At 60.2% G+C, this 17,572-nt stretch carries 18 protein-coding genes and 2 pseudogenes; 9 read left to right on the forward strand and 11 right to left on the reverse strand.

Features of this window, described 5'->3' with window-relative positions; translation table 11 throughout:
- Positions 1-84: 84 nt before the first annotated feature.
- The 4 genes from OP10G_RS01980 to OP10G_RS27765 all read right to left on the reverse strand — a co-directional run bounded on the left by OP10G_RS01980 (position 85) and on the right by OP10G_RS27765 (position 4,130).
- The gene (locus OP10G_RS01980; RefSeq protein WP_025227562.1) at positions 85-2,085 is read right to left on the reverse strand and encodes a TIR domain-containing protein; all 2,001 of its coding nucleotides are present in this window, start codon (positions 2,083-2,085) and stop codon (positions 85-87) included.
- 64 nt (positions 2,086-2,149) lie between these two features.
- The gene (locus OP10G_RS01985) at positions 2,150-3,025 is read right to left on the reverse strand and encodes an NAD-dependent epimerase/dehydratase family protein (RefSeq protein WP_025227561.1); all 876 of its coding nucleotides are present in this window, start codon (positions 3,023-3,025) and stop codon (positions 2,150-2,152) included.
- 17 nt (positions 3,026-3,042) lie between these two features.
- Complete coding sequence (locus OP10G_RS23800) at positions 3,043-3,780, reverse strand: prepilin-type N-terminal cleavage/methylation domain-containing protein (RefSeq protein WP_025227560.1); 738 nt, start codon at positions 3,778-3,780, stop codon at positions 3,043-3,045.
- 53 nt (positions 3,781-3,833) lie between these two features.
- Positions 3,834-4,130, reverse strand: coding sequence for a DUF5990 family protein (locus OP10G_RS27765; protein WP_227625034.1), 297 nt, complete (start codon positions 4,128-4,130; stop codon positions 3,834-3,836).
- Between OP10G_RS27765 and OP10G_RS01995 the strand changes: the two genes are divergently transcribed.
- The 4 genes and pseudogenes from OP10G_RS01995 to OP10G_RS02010 all read left to right on the forward strand — a co-directional run bounded on the left by OP10G_RS01995 (position 4,021) and on the right by OP10G_RS02010 (position 7,078).
- The gene (locus OP10G_RS01995; RefSeq protein ID WP_144240950.1) at positions 4,021-4,407 is read left to right on the forward strand and encodes a hypothetical protein; all 387 of its coding nucleotides are present in this window, start codon (positions 4,021-4,023) and stop codon (positions 4,405-4,407) included. The two genes, OP10G_RS27765 and OP10G_RS01995, sit on opposite strands and share 110 nt — an antisense overlap.
- A gap of 50 nt (positions 4,408-4,457) precedes the next feature.
- Positions 4,458-4,990: pseudogene (locus OP10G_RS27770) on the forward strand (DUF421 domain-containing protein).
- Positions 4,991-5,036: 46 nt separating this feature from the next.
- Positions 5,037-6,023 carry a DUF1259 domain-containing protein gene (locus OP10G_RS02005; RefSeq protein ID WP_038472356.1) on the forward strand — a complete coding sequence of 329 codons (987 nt, stop codon included), beginning with the start codon at positions 5,037-5,039 and terminating at the stop codon, positions 6,021-6,023.
- Between the two features lie 5 nt (positions 6,024-6,028).
- On the forward strand, positions 6,029-7,078 hold the full coding sequence (locus OP10G_RS02010; protein ID WP_025227557.1) for a sialidase family protein: 1,050 nt from the start codon (positions 6,029-6,031) through the stop codon (positions 7,076-7,078).
- Between the two features lie 3 nt (positions 7,079-7,081).
- Here OP10G_RS02010 and OP10G_RS02015 read toward each other — a convergent pair whose 3' ends face one another.
- Entirely contained in the window at positions 7,082-8,890 is a 1,809-nt protein-coding gene (locus OP10G_RS02015; protein ID WP_025227556.1) for a chloride channel protein, read from the reverse strand.
- 41 nt (positions 8,891-8,931) lie between these two features.
- On the opposite strand from OP10G_RS02015, the gene OP10G_RS02020 reads away from it, so the two are divergent.
- From OP10G_RS02020 to OP10G_RS02030, 3 genes are all read left to right on the forward strand, one after another.
- On the forward strand, positions 8,932-9,321 hold the full coding sequence (locus OP10G_RS02020; protein ID WP_038472358.1) for a MarR family winged helix-turn-helix transcriptional regulator: 390 nt from the start codon (positions 8,932-8,934) through the stop codon (positions 9,319-9,321).
- Positions 9,322-9,442: 121 nt separating this feature from the next.
- Positions 9,443-10,663, forward strand: coding sequence for an MFS transporter (locus tag OP10G_RS02025; protein ID WP_025227555.1), 1,221 nt, complete (start codon positions 9,443-9,445; stop codon positions 10,661-10,663).
- Positions 10,664-10,711: 48 nt separating this feature from the next.
- Positions 10,712-11,233, forward strand: coding sequence for a DinB family protein (locus OP10G_RS02030; protein WP_025227554.1), 522 nt, complete (start codon positions 10,712-10,714; stop codon positions 11,231-11,233).
- Here OP10G_RS02030 and OP10G_RS02035 read toward each other — a convergent pair.
- Together OP10G_RS02035 and OP10G_RS02040 are read right to left on the reverse strand one after the other, a co-directional pair.
- Positions 11,230-13,437, reverse strand: a complete 2,208-nt coding sequence (locus tag OP10G_RS02035) for a heavy metal translocating P-type ATPase (RefSeq protein ID WP_025227553.1) — start codon at positions 13,435-13,437, stop codon at positions 11,230-11,232. The two genes, OP10G_RS02030 and OP10G_RS02035, sit on opposite strands and share 4 nt — an antisense overlap.
- Before the next feature lie 37 nt (positions 13,438-13,474).
- A complete protein-coding gene (locus OP10G_RS02040) occupies positions 13,475-13,765 on the reverse strand; it encodes a metal-sensitive transcriptional regulator (RefSeq protein WP_025227552.1) in 291 nt (96 codons plus the stop codon).
- A gap of 77 nt (positions 13,766-13,842) precedes the next feature.
- Between OP10G_RS02040 and OP10G_RS23805 the strand changes: the two genes are divergently transcribed.
- Together OP10G_RS23805 and OP10G_RS25555 are read left to right on the forward strand one after the other, a co-directional pair.
- Positions 13,843-14,127: an SAM-dependent methyltransferase gene (locus tag OP10G_RS23805; protein ID WP_052547469.1), complete on the forward strand. Its 285-nt coding sequence runs from the start codon at positions 13,843-13,845 to the stop codon at positions 14,125-14,127.
- Between the two features lie 12 nt (positions 14,128-14,139).
- A pseudogene (locus OP10G_RS25555) lies at positions 14,140-14,319 on the forward strand (TrmO family methyltransferase domain-containing protein); the annotation flags it as partial.
- A 9-nt stretch (positions 14,320-14,328) separates the two neighbouring features.
- Here OP10G_RS25555 and OP10G_RS23810 read toward each other — a convergent pair.
- From OP10G_RS23810 to OP10G_RS02065, 4 genes are all read right to left on the reverse strand, one after another.
- On the reverse strand, positions 14,329-14,994 hold the full coding sequence (locus OP10G_RS23810; protein WP_025227551.1) for a redoxin family protein: 666 nt from the start codon (positions 14,992-14,994) through the stop codon (positions 14,329-14,331).
- A 10-nt stretch (positions 14,995-15,004) separates the two neighbouring features.
- On the reverse strand, positions 15,005-15,316 hold the full coding sequence (locus tag OP10G_RS02055; protein WP_038472360.1) for a hypothetical protein: 312 nt from the start codon (positions 15,314-15,316) through the stop codon (positions 15,005-15,007).
- A 231-nt stretch (positions 15,317-15,547) separates the two neighbouring features.
- Entirely contained in the window at positions 15,548-15,688 is a 141-nt protein-coding gene (locus tag OP10G_RS27110) for a hypothetical protein (RefSeq protein ID WP_227625036.1), read from the reverse strand.
- Between the two features lie 518 nt (positions 15,689-16,206).
- The gene (locus OP10G_RS02065; RefSeq protein WP_144240951.1) at positions 16,207-17,544 is read right to left on the reverse strand and encodes a DUF5666 domain-containing protein; all 1,338 of its coding nucleotides are present in this window, start codon (positions 17,542-17,544) and stop codon (positions 16,207-16,209) included.
- Positions 17,545-17,572: the final 28 nt, after the last annotated feature.

Genomic DNA, 17,572 nt, shown 5'->3' on the forward strand with positions numbered 1-17,572 from the left:
GTTATTCTACAGACCTTGGCGAACTTGTGAACGGCAAACGTACCGGAATTGCGGGTTTGAGCACACCACGCTGTATCTAACGCATCAAGACGGAAATCTCGTGGAAAGCCCCCGCAGGATCAAGTGATTGATCTCGTCGAGATCGCTCGACTCCATCAACCGCAAGTTTTCCGACTCGCTCAGCCCGTTGTTCAACCCTCCCGGGCCGGCGGTCTGAAGCCTCGTCGTAAATGCCGGGTAGTCGATAGGAGCATTCCCTTTCGATTCGTAGAAAGGCACGAAGGCTCGATAGCCGGGGTTATGTTCTAGCTGGTAATCCATCGTCAACTCCACGGGAGCCCTTCCCCTTACCCCGTCAGCGACCACCCCGGCGCAGCCGCCGAAACCGCCCATGAGATACACGGGCGCGCCTCCTTCGATTGCGATGAGAATCTCCTCCAAGATCCCCGGCATCTTCCCCGTGTACTTGGTCGACGCGCCGGCAAGCACGACCCGGGCGTGAATTTCTCGGTGCATCCGCTGTCGCATCTCGGTAAAGCAGCGGGCGAGGACGTATCTCTCTTCCGGCTTTAGCGGATCCAACGGAGTCGCCGGCGATCCCTGAACGTCGTCCGGCAAGGGCAGCATCTCGACGGTAATCAAATTGGTCACTTCCGCCAGACGCTGCCGATTGCCGAACGTATGCACCGGCCAAGCCTCGTAATTCGTTAACGACGACGGATCGACTTCGCCTTCGAAGGAGTAGACGAACTCGACCATCCGCTCCGTGAATCCGGCTTTGCGGAGGTCTCCTCCATAGCCTAGCTTCGCTCCAAAGGCAAGCAGATTCCTCGCAATTTCGTAGGTCGCATCGGTCAGGTGATTCGGGCTCAGCCCCCGCGCGGCCAAATCCGGAGAGTCCGAGATGGAGATTCCGACCCGCTTGCCCTCCAGCTTGGGCTCGGGCCAAGGCGCGGTCGCGGTGAGAAACTCCGCCGTCGGACAAAACTCGCGGATGGCGTCGGTCTCCTCCACTCCCAGCGGGGGGTCCGGATAGACCACCGGCTTCTTGGCTCCCTTGGAGTTACCCGAGCCGAGACCCTTGAAATCCAGCAGCTCAGGAGCTCGCAACAGTTGCCGGGCGTTCTTTGGAAAGCGGCCAATGCGGGTGAGCTCGCCTAACCGGCGAAGCTGATACTCAAATCGCAACGTCTCCGAGAGCGCGGCGAGGACGATGGAATAAGCGTCTTCGGTCCACCGCAGAACCCGGCAATTGCCTAGATACGGGAAGCTGCGGAGCTCCTCTTTTTCGAGTGCGTCGACGACAACGATAGGACGTCGATACGCCTTGGCAAGCAGTATCTCCTTGCGACACCAAGGTCGCGAGGAATAGCGGTCGGTGACGAGCGCAATCACGGTCGAACCGCGGATACCGTCCTCGATCTCTTTGGCAAACTCATAGCCGGGCGCTATGCTGACCGCGTCGAAAAACCGGTCCGCGTGGGTTTCTTCGATCCGCTCCTTAAGCAGTTTCGCTTCTTCGTTTCCATCCTTTTTAGCGTGGCTGATGAAGATACGGATCGCCGATCCCGGCTTGCCTGGTTCACTGTTGGCATCGAGCATCCGGCAAAGCTCGTGGGTTACCGAGATCCTGAGGAAAGCCGACGCGTTCTCCTTCTGCAGATCGTATCGGACGCTATTCAGATTTTTTATCGGCAGGTAACCGATCGCCGAAGCGTCGAGAGCGACGGGCACGAACCCGTGACGCCCTCCCGAGGCAGCGATCCGGCGTTGGATCTCGGTGAGGTAGGCGGACCATTTTGAGTCGATCACCATTTCGGAGTCGATGAGGGCAATGACGCAAATCGATTCCGCCCCATCGAAATCGATGCCAAGGGGCATATCGAGCCCCGGGCCGGGCACGCTTCTGAAATAGGTAGGGATACCGATCCCTCGCGTCAGCGGCTCGTCGATGTCGCGACAGAGAAGGGCGTAAAGCTCGGTGGAAATTGCGGCTCCCTTTGCGACATCCAGCCCGTCGGCATTGAGCTTTGGGCACCAAAGCACGTACACCTGCAAAGGGATGCGGTAGCCATCTTTCGCCATTATTTAACTTTACATCTTAGGGCGATATCCGCGGAAGCGGCCTCGAATGAGGATGGCGCTACCGCTAATAAGGGCACCGCTTGGCATGGACCACGGCTTCGTCCAGACCGCGAAGCTCCGCTAGGAAAGTGCCGAAATGGTGCTTCGGCTGGTACCCGGTTTCGGTCCAACCCAGGAAGGAGTTGAGAACGGATGGCTTGTGGCCGATGCGGATCTCGTACTGCCTGACAAGATCTGACGAACCAGGGAATATCCGTTCGCAGGCGCCGTACGGATCCGCCTCCCAGCCTTCCAGTTGCGTCTCATCGAAGGCGTTCGGCCGAACCGCGTCAAGAATGAGCCCTTCGGGCTCGCCCGCCAAATCACCGGCAAGAAAAGCGACCGACCGCTCGATCGCATGCAATACATCTTCTCGATCGACGCCGCCGTACAGCAGCCGGGCGCCGTACCGGTTCACCCAATTGTCTCCCCACGGGGTCAGGTCGGCGGGGCGAACGGCCACGTAGCGGACTCCGTTCACACGCCGGTGGTATTCGCATAGCTCTTCTCCGATCCGTTTCGTGAATCCGTACTTATCGTAATGCCCGTGCCAAGCCTGAGAGCTCAAGAAGACGAAACGCGAGATCCCGGCGGAGCGGGCGGCCTGAAAGGCCCAAAATGTCCCGTCCACATTGAGCCGCCAGAAGTCGGCCTCCGTCTTTGCGCGCCAGTGGATTCCGTGCCAGGCCGGAGTGTGGACGATCGAGTCCGCGCCCTCCGCCGCCTTCTCCAGGCCGAAACCGTTTTGGATATCGAGTTGGTGAAAGGGCAAGCCAGCGAACGGCGGTTCGTCGGGGAGCGGATTTAGATCCGACAGCACCAAATCGTGGCCTTGCGCCGTAAGCAACGGCACAAGGCCCCGTCCGATATTTCCACCCGCACCCGTCAATAGGATTCGCATTGAACGGGTGATACCCGTTACGGCTGCTTGGGACTGTGCAGATTGACCGTGGCCGAGTAGGTTTGGCTCCACGGAAGGCTCTTGACGTGCCCTTCGGCAAAGACGTAATTCGATTGGCCCAGGTGCCGGTGGGTGGCGATGGCGCCAGTGAACGGGTCCATCTCGTTTTCGGGCGCTGCCGGGTTGCTCGGGTTAAACCAGGGATGGTAGATGTCGTCGCAGAACTGGTCGGCCCCATTTTCCGCTTCGCTGCGCCGCTCGGCAAAGTAGATGGATGATGCGGGCTTGTCGATCGACGACTCGTTAAGACCCCAAACGTAGTACCCGTTGATGAGGTAGCTGGCGAGGGGCGGGGCGGCGGGATTGATCACGTCGCAACCTTTCCCCCAGGGGTTCGAGTCGGCCGGGCAAGAGAAGATCTTCTGCTTGCTAACGTCTTCTCCGGTAATCGTTCCGCCACCCGTGTAGGGGTAGATGATCGCGAAGACGGAACCGTAATCCGGGTCTTCGATCGAACCGTCGGCATCGTCAACGTCCGGCTGGGCGTCGGTCTGCTTCACCTGCGGGTACATCCCGTCGTGATCGGTGACATACATGTAAGCGGCCAAACCGATCTGCTTGGTGTTGCTGAGGCAGGCAGTCTTCTTCGCCGCGGCTTTTGCCTGAGCGAACACCGGGAAAAGGATTGCCGCGAGGATCGCGATAATCGCGATCACAACGAGAAGTTCGATCAGCGTGAAGGCGCGTCGTGCCATTAACTTAGGATATGCCAACTTTGCAAATACGAGTAGTTAAAACTATCTTGGACCTATTCGGGCAAGTTGGGCAGGACGCCCGCCCGGGCGCAGGCAGGTAAGCCCTTGCTATCTCGACCGCGTATCGCGACCTCATTGACGGCGGTCGTTGTATCCAGGGCCTGCACCTGGTCGAAAAACAGCTTGATCCGGCGGAACATCTGACGGTGGCCATCCTGAGTTCCCCACCACGCCAGGTGGATGAAACGGCGTCCGTCTCCCTCCCGCTTTACAGAATCGCCAACCGGCTGCAGCGTCCCCTGGGTGAAGGTTTTCGACTTCGCCGTCGACGACGCCCTGAAGATCGCCACTAAGGCTAAGGTCAAGCTGCCCGCCGGTCCCCTCAAGGGCGCGGCTCTAGGGGCCGCGCTGGTCGGCGCCGGACTGGATAAGGACGGTACGTTTTACACCGAGTTCATGCTCGATAAGGCGCTCAGCCACCAGATTCACATGCAGGTGATGGACGACATTGACGCCAAGTTCAGCGAGCCGATCGACGCCGACTACCATCGCATCACCAACCAAGCCATGGTCGACCTCGCCCACGCCCTTGGCAAGAAAAACGTGAAGCTGGCCAAGTTCCACTAAGGGAAGGAGTCGCAGCCCCGGCCTCGTTCAGGCAGGTGTATCTTGCCTGAGTGAAGTGGAATATCGATTGGCATACCGCCTTCGTCCCCAGCGTCTCGCCGCTTGAGATCATCTTGCGCGGAACGGTCATGTACCTTTCGCTCTTCGTGATCCTCCGCTTGATTCTCAAGCGGCAATCGGGCACGTTCGCCACCGCGGATCTCCTGCTCATCGTGCTGATCGCCGATGCGTCGCAAAACGGGTGTCGGCGGATTACCACTCGATCACCGATGGATTGCTGCTGGTCCTCACGCTTACGTTCTGGAACTACGCCATGGATTGGCTGGGATATCACTTCAAGGCGATCGACCGCCTGCTCGAGCCTCCGCCCCTCCTCCTCATAAAGAATGGTCAGATGCTTCGGCGCAATATGCGACAGGAGCTGATTACCGTCGACGAGCTCATGGCTCATCTTCGTGAGGAGGGGGTAGACGATGTCAACAGCGTCCGAGCCGCCTATATGGAAGGAGACGGGCAGATCAGCGTCCTCCGGAAAGAGTCAAACGGCGGAGAAAACGTCCGTCCGCGGAAGAAGCTTTCGTAAGGTCCGGGCGACGTCCCACCTGCTACAGTTCGATCTAGGTGTATTGATGGACAAATATTCGATTAGCCGAAGACACTTAATCCGGGCCGGTACCGCGCTCGGAGCGGCCTCCGCCTTCGGGCTCGGGATAGCCGAAGCGAGGCTTCAAGAGCCCGTAAAGAAAGCGACCCCGCCGTTAACGGCAACGGAGATTGCCGCGATCGATGCCGCGCTCGGGAAAAAAGGGGCCTACAACGAAGCTCAGGCAACCCACGTGGTCGCTCTTCCTCGCAACGATCTCCAGGTGGTCGTTCGAGGTGAAGCCGTTCCGATTCCCCTCGGGTTCGGCGGTTGGGCCGCATTCAAGAACATGCAGGAAGGGGGAAAGGCCGTCTTTATGAGCGACAACGTGCTCACGGAAGAGGAGATCAATCCCCTTATCGACTCCGTAGAGGCCAACGGGTTGGAGGTAGGAGCCATCCATAACCATTTCATCTACGAGCAGCCGAGAATTTTCTTCATGCACGTTCATGGGACCGGATCGCCCGAGGATCTCGCGCAACGATACGCAAAGGCGATCTCGACGACGAAAATTTCCCCCGCCAATCAGCCCAAACCAAATCCACCGTCCAAGACGGCGAAAGAGATTTTCGATCTCCCGGGCCTCGACGCGATCGTCGGTAAAACCGGCGTCGTCAATGGCCCCGCATATAAGTACACGGTTGGGCGCAGCGATCTCCATATCACGGAAATGGGGGCCGAAATGACTGCCGCAATCGGCTTGAACACTTGGGCCACCTTTGTTGGAACGCCCGACAAGGCCATGGTCGCCGGCGACGTGGCGATGCTGGGACACGAGGTGAATCCGGTCATCCGCCACCTGCGATCTTCCGGGGTGGAAGTCTGCGCGGTGCACAGCCACATGCTCGCGGAGCAGCCCAGGATTTTGTTCCTTCACTATCTGGGCCGCGGTAAAGCCAAGGAACTCGCCGAAATATTCCGGGGCGTCCTCGATTTACTTGGAAACGTTCCGCGATCGACGCACGGTTTTTGACTTTCATGCCTTCCCTGCTTCTCCTCTCCCTTTTCCTTTCCTCCCCGTCGGAGCCGGTGCTCGTGACTCCCGCCGGGTTTTTGGCGCGCGAGCCTCAGGTGGCGGTCTCCGGGCGTAAAGTCTTTGTCGCTTGCGGCAACAAAGACCGGCTGTTCGTCGTTGCCTCCGAGAACGGCGGGCAAAGTTACTCGCCACCCGTAGCCTTGAATACCCCTGGAAGTCTCTCGCTAGGAATGCGTCGGGGGCCTAGGATTGCAGTTGCGAATGGAGTGGTCGTCGTCTCGGCCGTTTATGGAAAGACTGGAGGCGGCCGCGACGGCGAGCTGCTTTCCTGGCGCTCTACCGACTCCGGCCGGACCTGGAGCGGGCCCGCACCGATTAGCGACGTCCCCGGCGCCGCTCGCGAGGGGCTGCATGCCATGGCGGCCTCCGGCGATGGCAAGCTGGCTGCCGCTTGGCTCGATCTTCGAGAAGGGGGAACCCAGATTTGGGCTTCGACCTCGAACGATGCCGGAGCGACCTGGTCGAAAAACCTTCGGGTCTACCGGTCGCCTGACGGGCATGTCTGCGAATGCTGCCATCCCTCGTTGGCGTTCGGTCCGAAGGGTGAGCTCTATGTAATGTTCCGCAACTGGCTCGGCGGTTCGCGCGATATGTACCTTTCCACCTCTGTCGACGGCGGGCGAACCTTCGACGCCGCTCAAAAGCTAGGGGCGGGTACATGGCCGCTGAACGCATGCCCGATGGACGGAGGCGCCCTTGCCGTGGAGGCCGACGGGCGCGTTACGACCGCTTGGCGGCGGGATGGCCATGTATTTACCTGTGTCCCCGGTCAGCCCGAAATCGACCTCGGGGAGGGCACTCAGCCGTGGGTCGCGACGACCAAGAGCGGAACCAGCGCCGTGTGGCTTCACCAAGGTGAAGTCCGAACGCTTCAGGGGAATTCCGTTACTTCGCTCGGAAGCGGAGGCGATCCGGTGATCGCCTCCTCGGAGGCGGGCAGCATTGCCGCCTGGGCGGACGAGAACGGGCGGATCTGGTCGCGGCGGCTTTAACAGCTACCCCTTTCCGTTCGCGAATCCGAATCCGAGGTGCCGCTCGCGCAAGTGCTCCTCCTCGTACCACTTCATCCGGGCACTCATGACGCTGGCCCGGTCGATGTACCCGATCATTCGTTCGTGGTCGCTGGAGCTGACGACCGGGAGCTGGCCGACCCCTTTCCGGAGCATCTTAAACACAGCTTCCTGAAGAACGTCGTCTTCCGTCACCGCGACGAGGTCGGTCGATCCGGCCTCCAGCACGGTAACCGGTTCCTCCTGGGTCCCTTCCGTGGCGTTGAGCATGTCGCCTTGAGTGATGATCCCCACGAGGCGGTTCGAAGCGTCCACGATCGGCAATGCCCGTCGCTCGGCAAACCAAGCCGCATCGGCAAAGTCCGGTCGCCGCAAGTCCTTCAACAAAACGTCGCAGTCGATGGTGGCGAACTCCCTGACCATGATCTCCCCAACCCGGTGGATCTCAAACGGGTCGACCACGTACTCGCGAGTGAGGTGGTGTCCCCGACGCGCGACCTTCTCCGTAAGGATCGAGCGCTTCAGAAGGAGAACGGTCACCACTTCCGACGCAATCGTCGCGATGAGCAGAGCCGGCGTGATTCGGATGTCGTTCGTGAGCTCGAGCGTGAAGACTACCGCCGTAAACGGCGAGCGCATCGTTCCTCCCATCATCGCCGCCATTCCAACCGCAGCCCACAACCCGGGGGTACCCACCGGGAGCCATTGCCCGACTAGGGCTCCCATCGTTCCACCCATCATAAGCAGTGGAGCCAAGACGCCGCCCGAGGTTCCGGATCCGAGCGACGCGCTCCACACGACGGCTTTGCCTACGAGAAGCGTTAGCGCCGCGACTCCGAGGATCTGACCGTTCAATAAGGCGTGGATGGTTCCGTACCCAACGCCGAGTACACGCGGATCGATATAGCCGCCAAGGCCGACGAATAAGCCGCCGATCGTTGGCCACCACATCCAGTGGAGCTTGATCTTCGGGAAGAGATCTTCAAACCCGTAGACCATGTTCGTCAACAGTCCCGAACCGAATCCGGCAAGAAGCCCCAGCACGCAAGCGAGGCCGAGTCCAACCGCGCCCAGCGCGGCATGTGGCGTGACCGGAAAGATCGGCCCTTGGCCGAGCAGCGGAACTCGGAGCGCCGAGGCAGCGATGCTGGCAAACGCGACCGGTACCAGGCTGCGGGGCTTCCACTCGAATAACAGGAGCTCGACCGCCAAGAGCACGGCCGCCACGGGGGTGCCGAACACCGCGGACATTCCGCCCGCCGCTCCGGCGACGAGGAGCGTTTTCCGCTCCGCGGAAGAGAGATGAAAGAACTGGGCGCAGAGCGAGCCGCACGCCCCGCCGGTCATGATGATCGGCCCTTCCGCGCCGAATGGGCCGCCCGTCCCAATCGAAATCGCGGAGGAGAGCGGCTTCAGCACCGCAACCTTCGGCTCGATCTTGCTTCGTCCGATCAGGATCGCCTCCAAGGCTTCCGGAATTCCGTGGCCGCGGATCTTCTCCGATCCGTACCGCGCCATGAAACCGATCACCAATCCTCCAATGGCGGGAATGACGATGATCCAAGGGCCGAGATGGCTCTGCTGAGGGGTCGCCTCAGCTATGGAAAGCCGGCCGAAGAAGCAGAGATTCGTAAAGAAGGCGATCAGGCGGAGCAGCACGAAGGCGATCAGCGCGCTCATACACCCGATACCGAGCGCAATCAGCGAGATCTTGATAACGCTGCGGTCGGTCGTGAAATCGCCCAGCTCCTCTTCCACCACGGCATGCTTCGATTCGATCGGCTTGTTTTTCATCTTTCGCCTCCAAATTATATCCTAATGCGATATATTAAGTCGTGACCCAGATTTCAAAATCCGACTACGAATCGCTGCTCGCCTTCCGGACGGCACTCCGGCGCTTTCTCCATTTCACCGAGCAAGGAGCGCGCGCCGTCGGTCTCACACCCCAGCAGCACCAGGTCTTGCTGGCGGTTATGGGGCAACCGGGCCGGGATTGGGCTTCCGTCGGCGAGATCGCCGAGGCGCTCCAGATCCGCCACCATGCCGCAGTGGGTCTCATCGATCGATGCCAGCAAGCCGGGGTGGTCATGAGGGAGCACGATCCTACGGACCGACGCACGGTTCGCGTTTCGCTGACCGACCAAGGGAAAGACGTTCTGCAACGCCTGTCGTCGGCCAACCTTGCCGAACTCAAGACGCTGACCGACCTCCTAAAGGGGTTTTGAAGTATTCCAACCCCCTCGTCCATCGTCGGGCCTGACGGGGCTGCATACCCTACGAATGTTGGCCATCCCTTCCTTATGTAAAAGGGACGGGCGGGTAACCACCTATAATCGGGCTGCACCGATGTCCAGCCCAGAAATCCAGCCAGCCAGCGGCGAAGCAACCACCGAAGGCCTGAGCCCGACGGTGAAGGCGCTGGGTCTGGTAAGTCTCCTTACGGACTTCTCCAGTGAGATGGTCTACCCCCTTAACCCGGTGTTTCTCACTAAAGTGCTGGGAGCGCCGGCCTGGGCGGTGGGCCTGGTCGAAGGAGCTGCCGAGAGCACGGCCAGCATACTGAAGCTCTACTCAGGCCGGCTGTCCGACCGGGTGGGTAAGCGCAAGCCTCTTACGGTTGCGGGCTACAGCATGGCCGCGGTCGCTAAGCCGATGATCGGCCTCGCCGGTCCATGGGGAGTGATGCTGGCGGCTCGACTCCTCGATCGGGCCGGTAAAGGCATCCGTTCCGCCCCGCGCGACGCCCTCATCGCAGACACGACCTCGCCGCTCAACCGCGGGCGGGCTTTCGGATTACACCGCTCGATGGACACCACGGGCGCGGTGCTCGGGCCGCTCATGGGCTACGTCTTCCTCCAACGCTTTCCCGGACAGTTCCGCAGCCTGTACCTCTTGGCCTTTCTACCCGCCGTTCTTGGCGTGGTCGTGCTCGTAACCGTCGTCCGCGAGCGAGCCAAGACAGGCGAGGCGATTAAGGGATCGGCCGCCTTTTCCATCTCGGGGTTGAGCCCTAGCTATCGCCGCTACCTCCTCATCATCGGCCTCTTCGCCCTAGGAAACTCGTCCGACGCCTTCATCTTGCTTCGGGCACAGACGATGGGTGTCAGAGCCGATCAGATGCTCCTCTTGTATGCCCTCTTCAACGTGGTGGAAGCAACGCTCGGCTACGCAGCGGGCGGCCTTTCCGATAAAGTAGGCCGCAAACCGCTGATCGTGGCTGGGTGGACCATATTCGCCCTGGTATATCTCGGCTTCGCGCTGGCTTCAAGTCCCGGTATTGCCTGGGCTCTCTTCGTCGCCTACGGCCTGTACTACACGTTCACGCAAGGAACTCAAAAAGCTTTTGCCGCCGACCTTGCCCACGCTGATCGCCGCGGCGCGGAGCTCGGCGCATTTCATATGCTGCTGGGACTAGGGGCCTTGCCGGCAAGCCTCATCGCGGGGGCGCTTTTCAGTCGCGTGAGCCCTTCGGCCCCCTTCTTCATGGGCGCGTTTACCGCCGCTCTGTCGGCCGGCTTGCTCCTTGCCTTCGGCCCGAAGAAAGACGAGCGGCCGGTCCTCGCCTAGGGTCCGCGAGGAATTCGCCGCATCGCATGAGGTCAATATAATCGTTGTATGTCCAGCATCGAGAACTATCGGCAGTGGTACGAGCACGAGAAGTGGTGCAACGAGAAGATGCTGGAGATGCTCGGTTCCGTACCCGAGGGCGTCCGGGAGGACGAACGATTCCAGCGGGCGGTGGTACTCGCGGCCCATCTTGCGGCCTGCCGGGAGAACTGGCTGGACCGTATGATCGACGGAGGCGTGAATCAGACCGACTGGTGGCCGGAGAAGGCCGAACTCGCCGACCTCCGCCCCCGCTTCGATGCCATCGAATCACGGTGGACGGACTACCTCGCCAACCTAAGCGAACCGGAGCTGGACGTGGACTTTGACTTCCCGGTTTCCTCAGGCGGCGGCTACCGCTGGAATATCGAAGGGCAGATCGTCCAGCTCGTCGGACACGCATTCTATCATCGCGGGCAGATCGCGCAGCTCGTCGACCAACTCGGCGGTGAGGCGGTCGACACCGACTATCTATACTGGGCTTTCTCGCAAAAGCCGGATCGTTGGAAGCAGTTGCCTTCCAGTGGTTAGCGAAATCGCCTTAGCCGTAGCGAGTTCAGGATCACCGAGATGCTGCTCAGGGCCATGGCTCCGGCGGCCCACATCGGATTGAGCTTTCCCGTCATCGCAAGCGGAATCATCACGACGTTGTAACCAAACGCCCACACGAGATTCCAGCGGATGGTGCTCAGCGTCGCGCGGGCTAGTCGAATTGCGGTGGCGACACCCCGAAGGTCGTTGCCGAGCAATGTGACCCCGGCGGTTTCCATCGCGACGTCGGTTCCGCCTCCGATAGCGATGCCGAGATCGGCTTGAGCTAGCGCGGGAGCGTCGTTCACCCCGTCGCCAACCATTGCGACCGGGCCGGAGGCCTGGTGCTTTACCACGATCGCCGCCTTTTCGGAGGGGAGAACCTGGGCCTCCGCGGTGTCGATGCCAACCTGCTTCGCCACCGCCTCGGCAGTTGCCCGATTGTCCCCGGTGACCATAACGGGAAGCAAGCCGAGTTTTCGAAGCTCTCGTATTGCCTTGGCGCTGTGCTCGCCTACCTCATCCGCAACCGCCACGATGCCGGAAACGACCCCGTCGACCGCGAAGAGCATGGCGGTCTTCCCTTCTCTTTCGAGCTTTTGCATATGCTGCTCGACCTCCGGCTTGATCTCCAGCGCCCAGTCGGTCATGAGCCGGCGCGTGCCCACGAGCACCGCGTTACCACCGACGATCGCCTCGACGCCGCTGCCTCCGTTCGCTTTGAAACGCTCGACTTTCCCCGGCTCGAACCCTTTGGCTCGGATGCCGTCCACGATCGCCTTGGCTACGGGGTGCTCCGATGGGACCTCGGCTCCGGCGACCCATGAGGCGAACTTCCCTTCCTCGCTTCCATCGAGAACGACAAAATCGGTAAGGCTCGGACGTCCCTTCGTGATGGTCCCGGTCTTATCCAGGAGGACCGTTTTGATGGCGCCGGCGTGCTCCAACGCGGTTCCGTCCTTGATGAGCACCCCGAGCTCGGCGCCGCGGCCCGTACCGACCATGATCGCGGTGGGCGTCGCGAGGCCAAGCGCGCATGGACAGGCGATGACGAGCACCGCAACGGCCGGGAGCAACGATGCGTCCCAACTTGCGCCGAGCGCCATTCGGTAGTAAACGAATGTGCCAAATGCGATCAGGATCACGATCGGTACGAAGATCGCGGAGACGCGGTCGGCCAGTTTTTGCACCGGCGCTTTCGATCCTTGGGCTCGCTCCACCATTCGCACGATCTGGGCTAGCGCAGTGTCGTTGCCGACCCGCCGTGCTTCGTAAATGAGTGCCCCATTCGTGTTGACGGTCGCCCCGGTTACGGTATCGCCGACACTTTTCTTAACTGGGACCGGCTCTCCGGTCAGCATCGATTCATCGACGTACGACTCGCCTTCAACGACCACGCCGTCGACGGCGATCTTCTCTCCCGGGCGGGCGCGAAGACGGTCGCCCACCTTCAGCGTTTCGATCGGCATCTCCATCTCGTGACCACCCTCGTGGATCACGGTCGCCGTCTTGGGGGCGAGGCCCATGAGCTTTTGGATGGCGCCGGACATTCGCTTCTTCGATCGCGACTCTAGGTACCGCCCCAAGAGGATGAGCGTGCTGATGACGGCGCCGGTCTCAAAGTAGACGTGCTCGCTCTGGCTCATTCCCCGGTAGGTGAGGAGCGCGTATGTGCTGTACGCCCAGGCCGCCCCGGCACCCATGGCGATGAGGGTATCCATCGTCGCCGCCCCATGCTTCGCCGCCTTCCAGGTGATCTGGAAGAATTGACGGCCATTCCAAAAAACGACCGGGGTCGCGAGGGCAAAGAGAAGCCAGTTCGCCCACTCCGGCCTCATGGGCCACGCCATGGACAGCGCCACGGCCGGAACGGTGAGGATCACGGCCACGATCAGGTTTAGCCGCTGAGATCGCTGCTGCTCCTCGGACTCCATGGCGAGGTGAGCCGAGTGATCCTCGCCGCCGCCATGGTGGTGGTGTTCCGAATCGTTGGCGTGGAGGGGCTTAGCCGAGTACCCGGCCGCGCTTACCGCCTTCGAGAGCGAGTCGGCGTCGATATCGACGCCGTGGGTTACCGACGCGCGTTCGGTGGCAAAGTTGACGTTCGCCTCCGACACGCCGCGAACCTGGCTCAGCGCATTCTCGACTCGCCTCACGCACGAGGCGCAGGTCATTCCTTCAATCTTTAGCTCGGTTGTTTTCATCGTCGTACCTTCCGTCAAATACGGGGTAGGGTATACGTCAGCGGACTAAGCGTGAGAGGGTGACTTTCAGCTCGTCGAAAAGCTCTTCTTGGCTCATCGACTTAGCCTTGTCGTGCTCGGTCTCACACCCGTGACCGACGATGCAGGATCGGACGTGGCTGGTCGCAATTTCGGCTCCGACATGGTCCAGGGCGGATCGGGCGGCATTGAGCTGAGTGAGGATATCGCAGCAGTATTCTCCCTGCTCGATCATCTTCCTCAGCCCTCTCACCTGCCCTTCCACCCGAGCTAGCCGACGGTCGATCGCTTTGCGTGATTCCGCGTCCATGTCCCACTATACCCCTATGGGTATATCGATTTTCTCGCTACTGGCTCGACTGAGCGTAAACTGACCAATGAGATCAAATGGAAGAGCTTCCCATCGAACCCGTCACCGCGGAAGGGCAGATTCGTATCGAGCCGATTGGAACGGTACGTTCACGGGTCTCAGATCAGCAGACCGGGGGCTTTGAGCTTGTGGAGTCGGTTATCGAATTGCGTGCCGGCTTCGAGTCCTGGCTGGAAGGTCTCGTCGACTATTCGCATTTGATCGTCGTGTACTGGTTGAGCGAGCAAACGAAAGCTTTTTCCCAGACTCGTCCTCAGGGGAACCCGAACGTACCGATGATAGGCATGTTCGCCTGCCGGTGACCGCAACGCCCCAACCCGGTCGGGTTGGCAACGGTCGAAATTCTTTCGGTTCAGGGCACGAAAATCCGCGTTCGAGGACTCGACGCGATCGATGGCTCGCCGGTGATCGATATCAAGCCGTTCACCCCTCCGTACGACGAACCGAAGGGTGAGGTGCGGGTTCCGGCTTGGGTGGAGCGACTCGCCTACTAGAGTTCGAACTCACTTTGCGGTGAGAGCCTTCTCTACTGCTTCTGCCACTTCCTTCATTTTTGGCTCACCGCGCCATTGGGCGACGATCTGACCGTTCCGGTCGATAAGGAATAACGCGGGCACCGTTCTGACCTTATAAGCGGCCCAAGTTGGCTCCTTCAGGTCGTCGACCGCGATCGAATAGCTCACCGGCTTCTTCCTAAGAAAAGCCGGCACTTTCTTGGCGTCCTCATCGATGCTTATTCCGAGAACCACGAGTCCGCGATCCGAGTTCTTTTTATACAATTCATCGAGCGCCGGCATGCTCTTCACGCACGGTTTGCACCATGTCGCCCAGAAGTCTACGAGCATCACTTTTCCCTTGTTTGCTTCAAGGCTCACGGCCCGTCCGGTCATATCCACTGCTTTTAGCGCAGATGCGGGTCTCGGCAAAACCGGAGGCACGAATGCCTCGGGATCCTTCTTGAACTCATCGATCTCCTTAGCGCTGCAGAAGTAGTAGTTGAGGCCCTTGTATCTTGCGCCGGCCGCCGGCTTTTCCTCCTCATGACCGGCGCCGTTCGCTTCGCATACCGCACAAGTCGCCTTCTTTGGCAAATCGGCCTTAGGGATGGCGACCGGCGAATCTTGATGACCGACGAACAAAGCGGCAAGAGTGAGGCTGGTTAGTAACATGGGATTAGTGCTAGAAAGAAAAGCCGATACTAATGCCAACGCGCCGCATTTTGATCAGCATGATGCTCACGTTTGTGCTTGGTAGCTTGTAGGTGAGCAAAAGGTGCGAATTTCGGCCGTCGTTCATTCCCAGCAGATCCCACTGGGAAGCGAGCTGCACGTTGACACCAAATGGGAAAAGGAGTCTTCGCTCCCATTCGGAATAACTGACCCCAACATAAGGGCCTAGTTTGTAGCGTGGTAGTCCCTTGGCAAACGTGACGAAGTAAGCCTGCTTGTGCGGCGGCGAGAAAATCCGGTCGCTCGAGGTGCCTAGCGACACCAACGGTGTCCTCTCGGTCTCGGGCGTGACGATCCAGTTCGCTACGGGGTTGAACTCGTGGACGCCAGGATTCCACTCGACGCCCGCTTGGAACCTCGGTGTTACTCGGTAAAAAAGATTGGCGCGGTACCGCGGCCGATCTGCATTCGTGTCTACGTAGCGAAGCGTTAAGTTCCATTTGCTTGCAATGTCCCCCGAACCGAGGAACTTTCCCTCACCGGGTCACCCAGTTCACGTGGGGACGGCGAGGGGGCGATTCGGCGGAAGCTGACCCGGATCCTTGAGGCCAGGCGGTCGCTCTTGGGCGAGCGCGGTCATCGATAGCGACGCAATCGCAGCCATGGCAATCAACCGGAAATGATTCCAGATCACGCGCTTACTGTCTCCCGAGAGGGTGACGGCACGGCCGAACAACACCCGCGGCCCGCTCCAAAATGCTGTTCGAGGGTATTGATTGCCGAAGAAACCACTTGCACGTACTGCTCTCGTCCACGGCGCTCCGTAACAACGAGACCGGCTTCTCGCAAGACGGCCAAATGCCTTGAGAGACTGCTCGGGGAACAAGGAACGCGGCAACGTACGGTACATGCCGCAATGCTGTTGGGAGCGCCAGCATCGCACTCGCCAGTCAATGCATCGTAGAGACTTGCGCCTCCGCAGCCTCGCACACATTCGAAGACGGCAAACCGAGTGGGATCCGCCAGAGCTTGAAGCATTCGAAGAACGTCGCTCACCCCGCGACTATACTTGCTCCCAGGCGCAACTGTTGTCGCAACGAACAAATTTAGCGAAATTCGGCCGGCCCGCGCGCGTGTCCGACGGGGCAGAACCGTAGTGGATCGGAAACTTCTGCTCCAGCCACCACGGTTCTTAAAGGGCGACCGATTTGTTTACTCGTGGTGTCCGTTCTTCACTAACGTGGCGGTCAGGTTTGTTCCGTCAAGGTCGCCGGCTACTTGCAGCACCGCCCCATTTTCAAGGTTGGCCAGGTTGACTCCATCGAAACGGGTGTGCTCGTTCGTCACCACATGGACGACGTCGCCCGCGTGCATCTCCATCCCTTCCCATCGCTGAATGGTCAGGTCGAACGTACCGGCGTGCGAGTCCAGAACGGAGATAGGCCCGGCGACGCCAAGATGATGGCGATGATCTCCTTCGTGGTGTGAAACGAGATTCACGTGCGAGGCGGTCAACGTATTGTTTGCCGCATTGTAAGTGCCGTGAACCATCACGTCCGAGCCCGCGGCGAGCGCGGCATAAAAGTCGGTTGACGACATGGAGACTCCGTCTTGAAGGAACATCGTACCGGCCGGAGTGAAGACGTGAATCTCCGTCGAAGCGGGATGGAATCCTTCCACGTTTTGGGGCGAAAGGGTAAACGAATCGCCGCCGACGGACAGCACGAGACCGCGCGCGAATACCGGCTCATGATGCTCACTCGAGGCGATCACGATCGCCGTCGCGGTGACGCTGAACGTTCCCTCGGCGAACGTACCTTCGACCATCACCTCGGCGCCGTTCTGCAGCGTCGGGTTGGGAGAACCGTCCTCATTGGAGAAGACCGTATCCGCGGTCGTGGAGACGTGCAGCTTGTCGTGCCCATGAACGAGGTCGAAAGTGAGGGTTGGAGCCGTACCGGCAAGGCTTGCCACCGAACCGCGGAAATGCTGGCGGACATGGGTGCCTTCGCCTAGCTTCGACTCATCGCCCCCTTTAGCGGAAGCAACAACCTGGCCACCGACGATTCTCCAGTTCGAGAGGTCGAAATCGGCGATGACTCCCTTTCGGCCTTCGCCTCGGGTCGAAACCGTGAAGACTTTGACGCCTCCGGAACTGCCGGCAAAAACGTAACTCGTACCCGTCGACGAACCGGTCGGCACGAGAGTTACGTTCTGATCGAGGGTGATTCGAATGGCGCGATCACGTTCGGCCGGCACATTGGCAATCCCCAGCAGAGCGAACTGCTGCTTGATCGTGCCGGCGAGGGTGACCAGATCGATGGTCTGCCCGGTCGCGTCTTGGTAGACGGTTACAGGGCCGTTCTTACCGATCAAATCAACCTGTTTGACTGTAATCCAAGCATGCGAATAGTCGCCGGGGGCATCGGTGATGTAGACCGGAACGTTGTCGGTTCCCACTGGCCCGCCGCTGGAAGAAGAGCTTCCTCCACACCCGAAGGCGAATACCAGGCAGCACATCAGAAAGAAAAAGTGGCGAAACGTTTTCATGGCCTTATCACCATCTTGCTCCGATCGA

Origin of the sequence: Fimbriimonas ginsengisoli Gsoil 348 (genome assembly GCF_000724625.1) — a bacterium.
Classification (GTDB): Bacteria; Armatimonadota; Fimbriimonadia; order Fimbriimonadales; family Fimbriimonadaceae; genus Fimbriimonas; species Fimbriimonas ginsengisoli.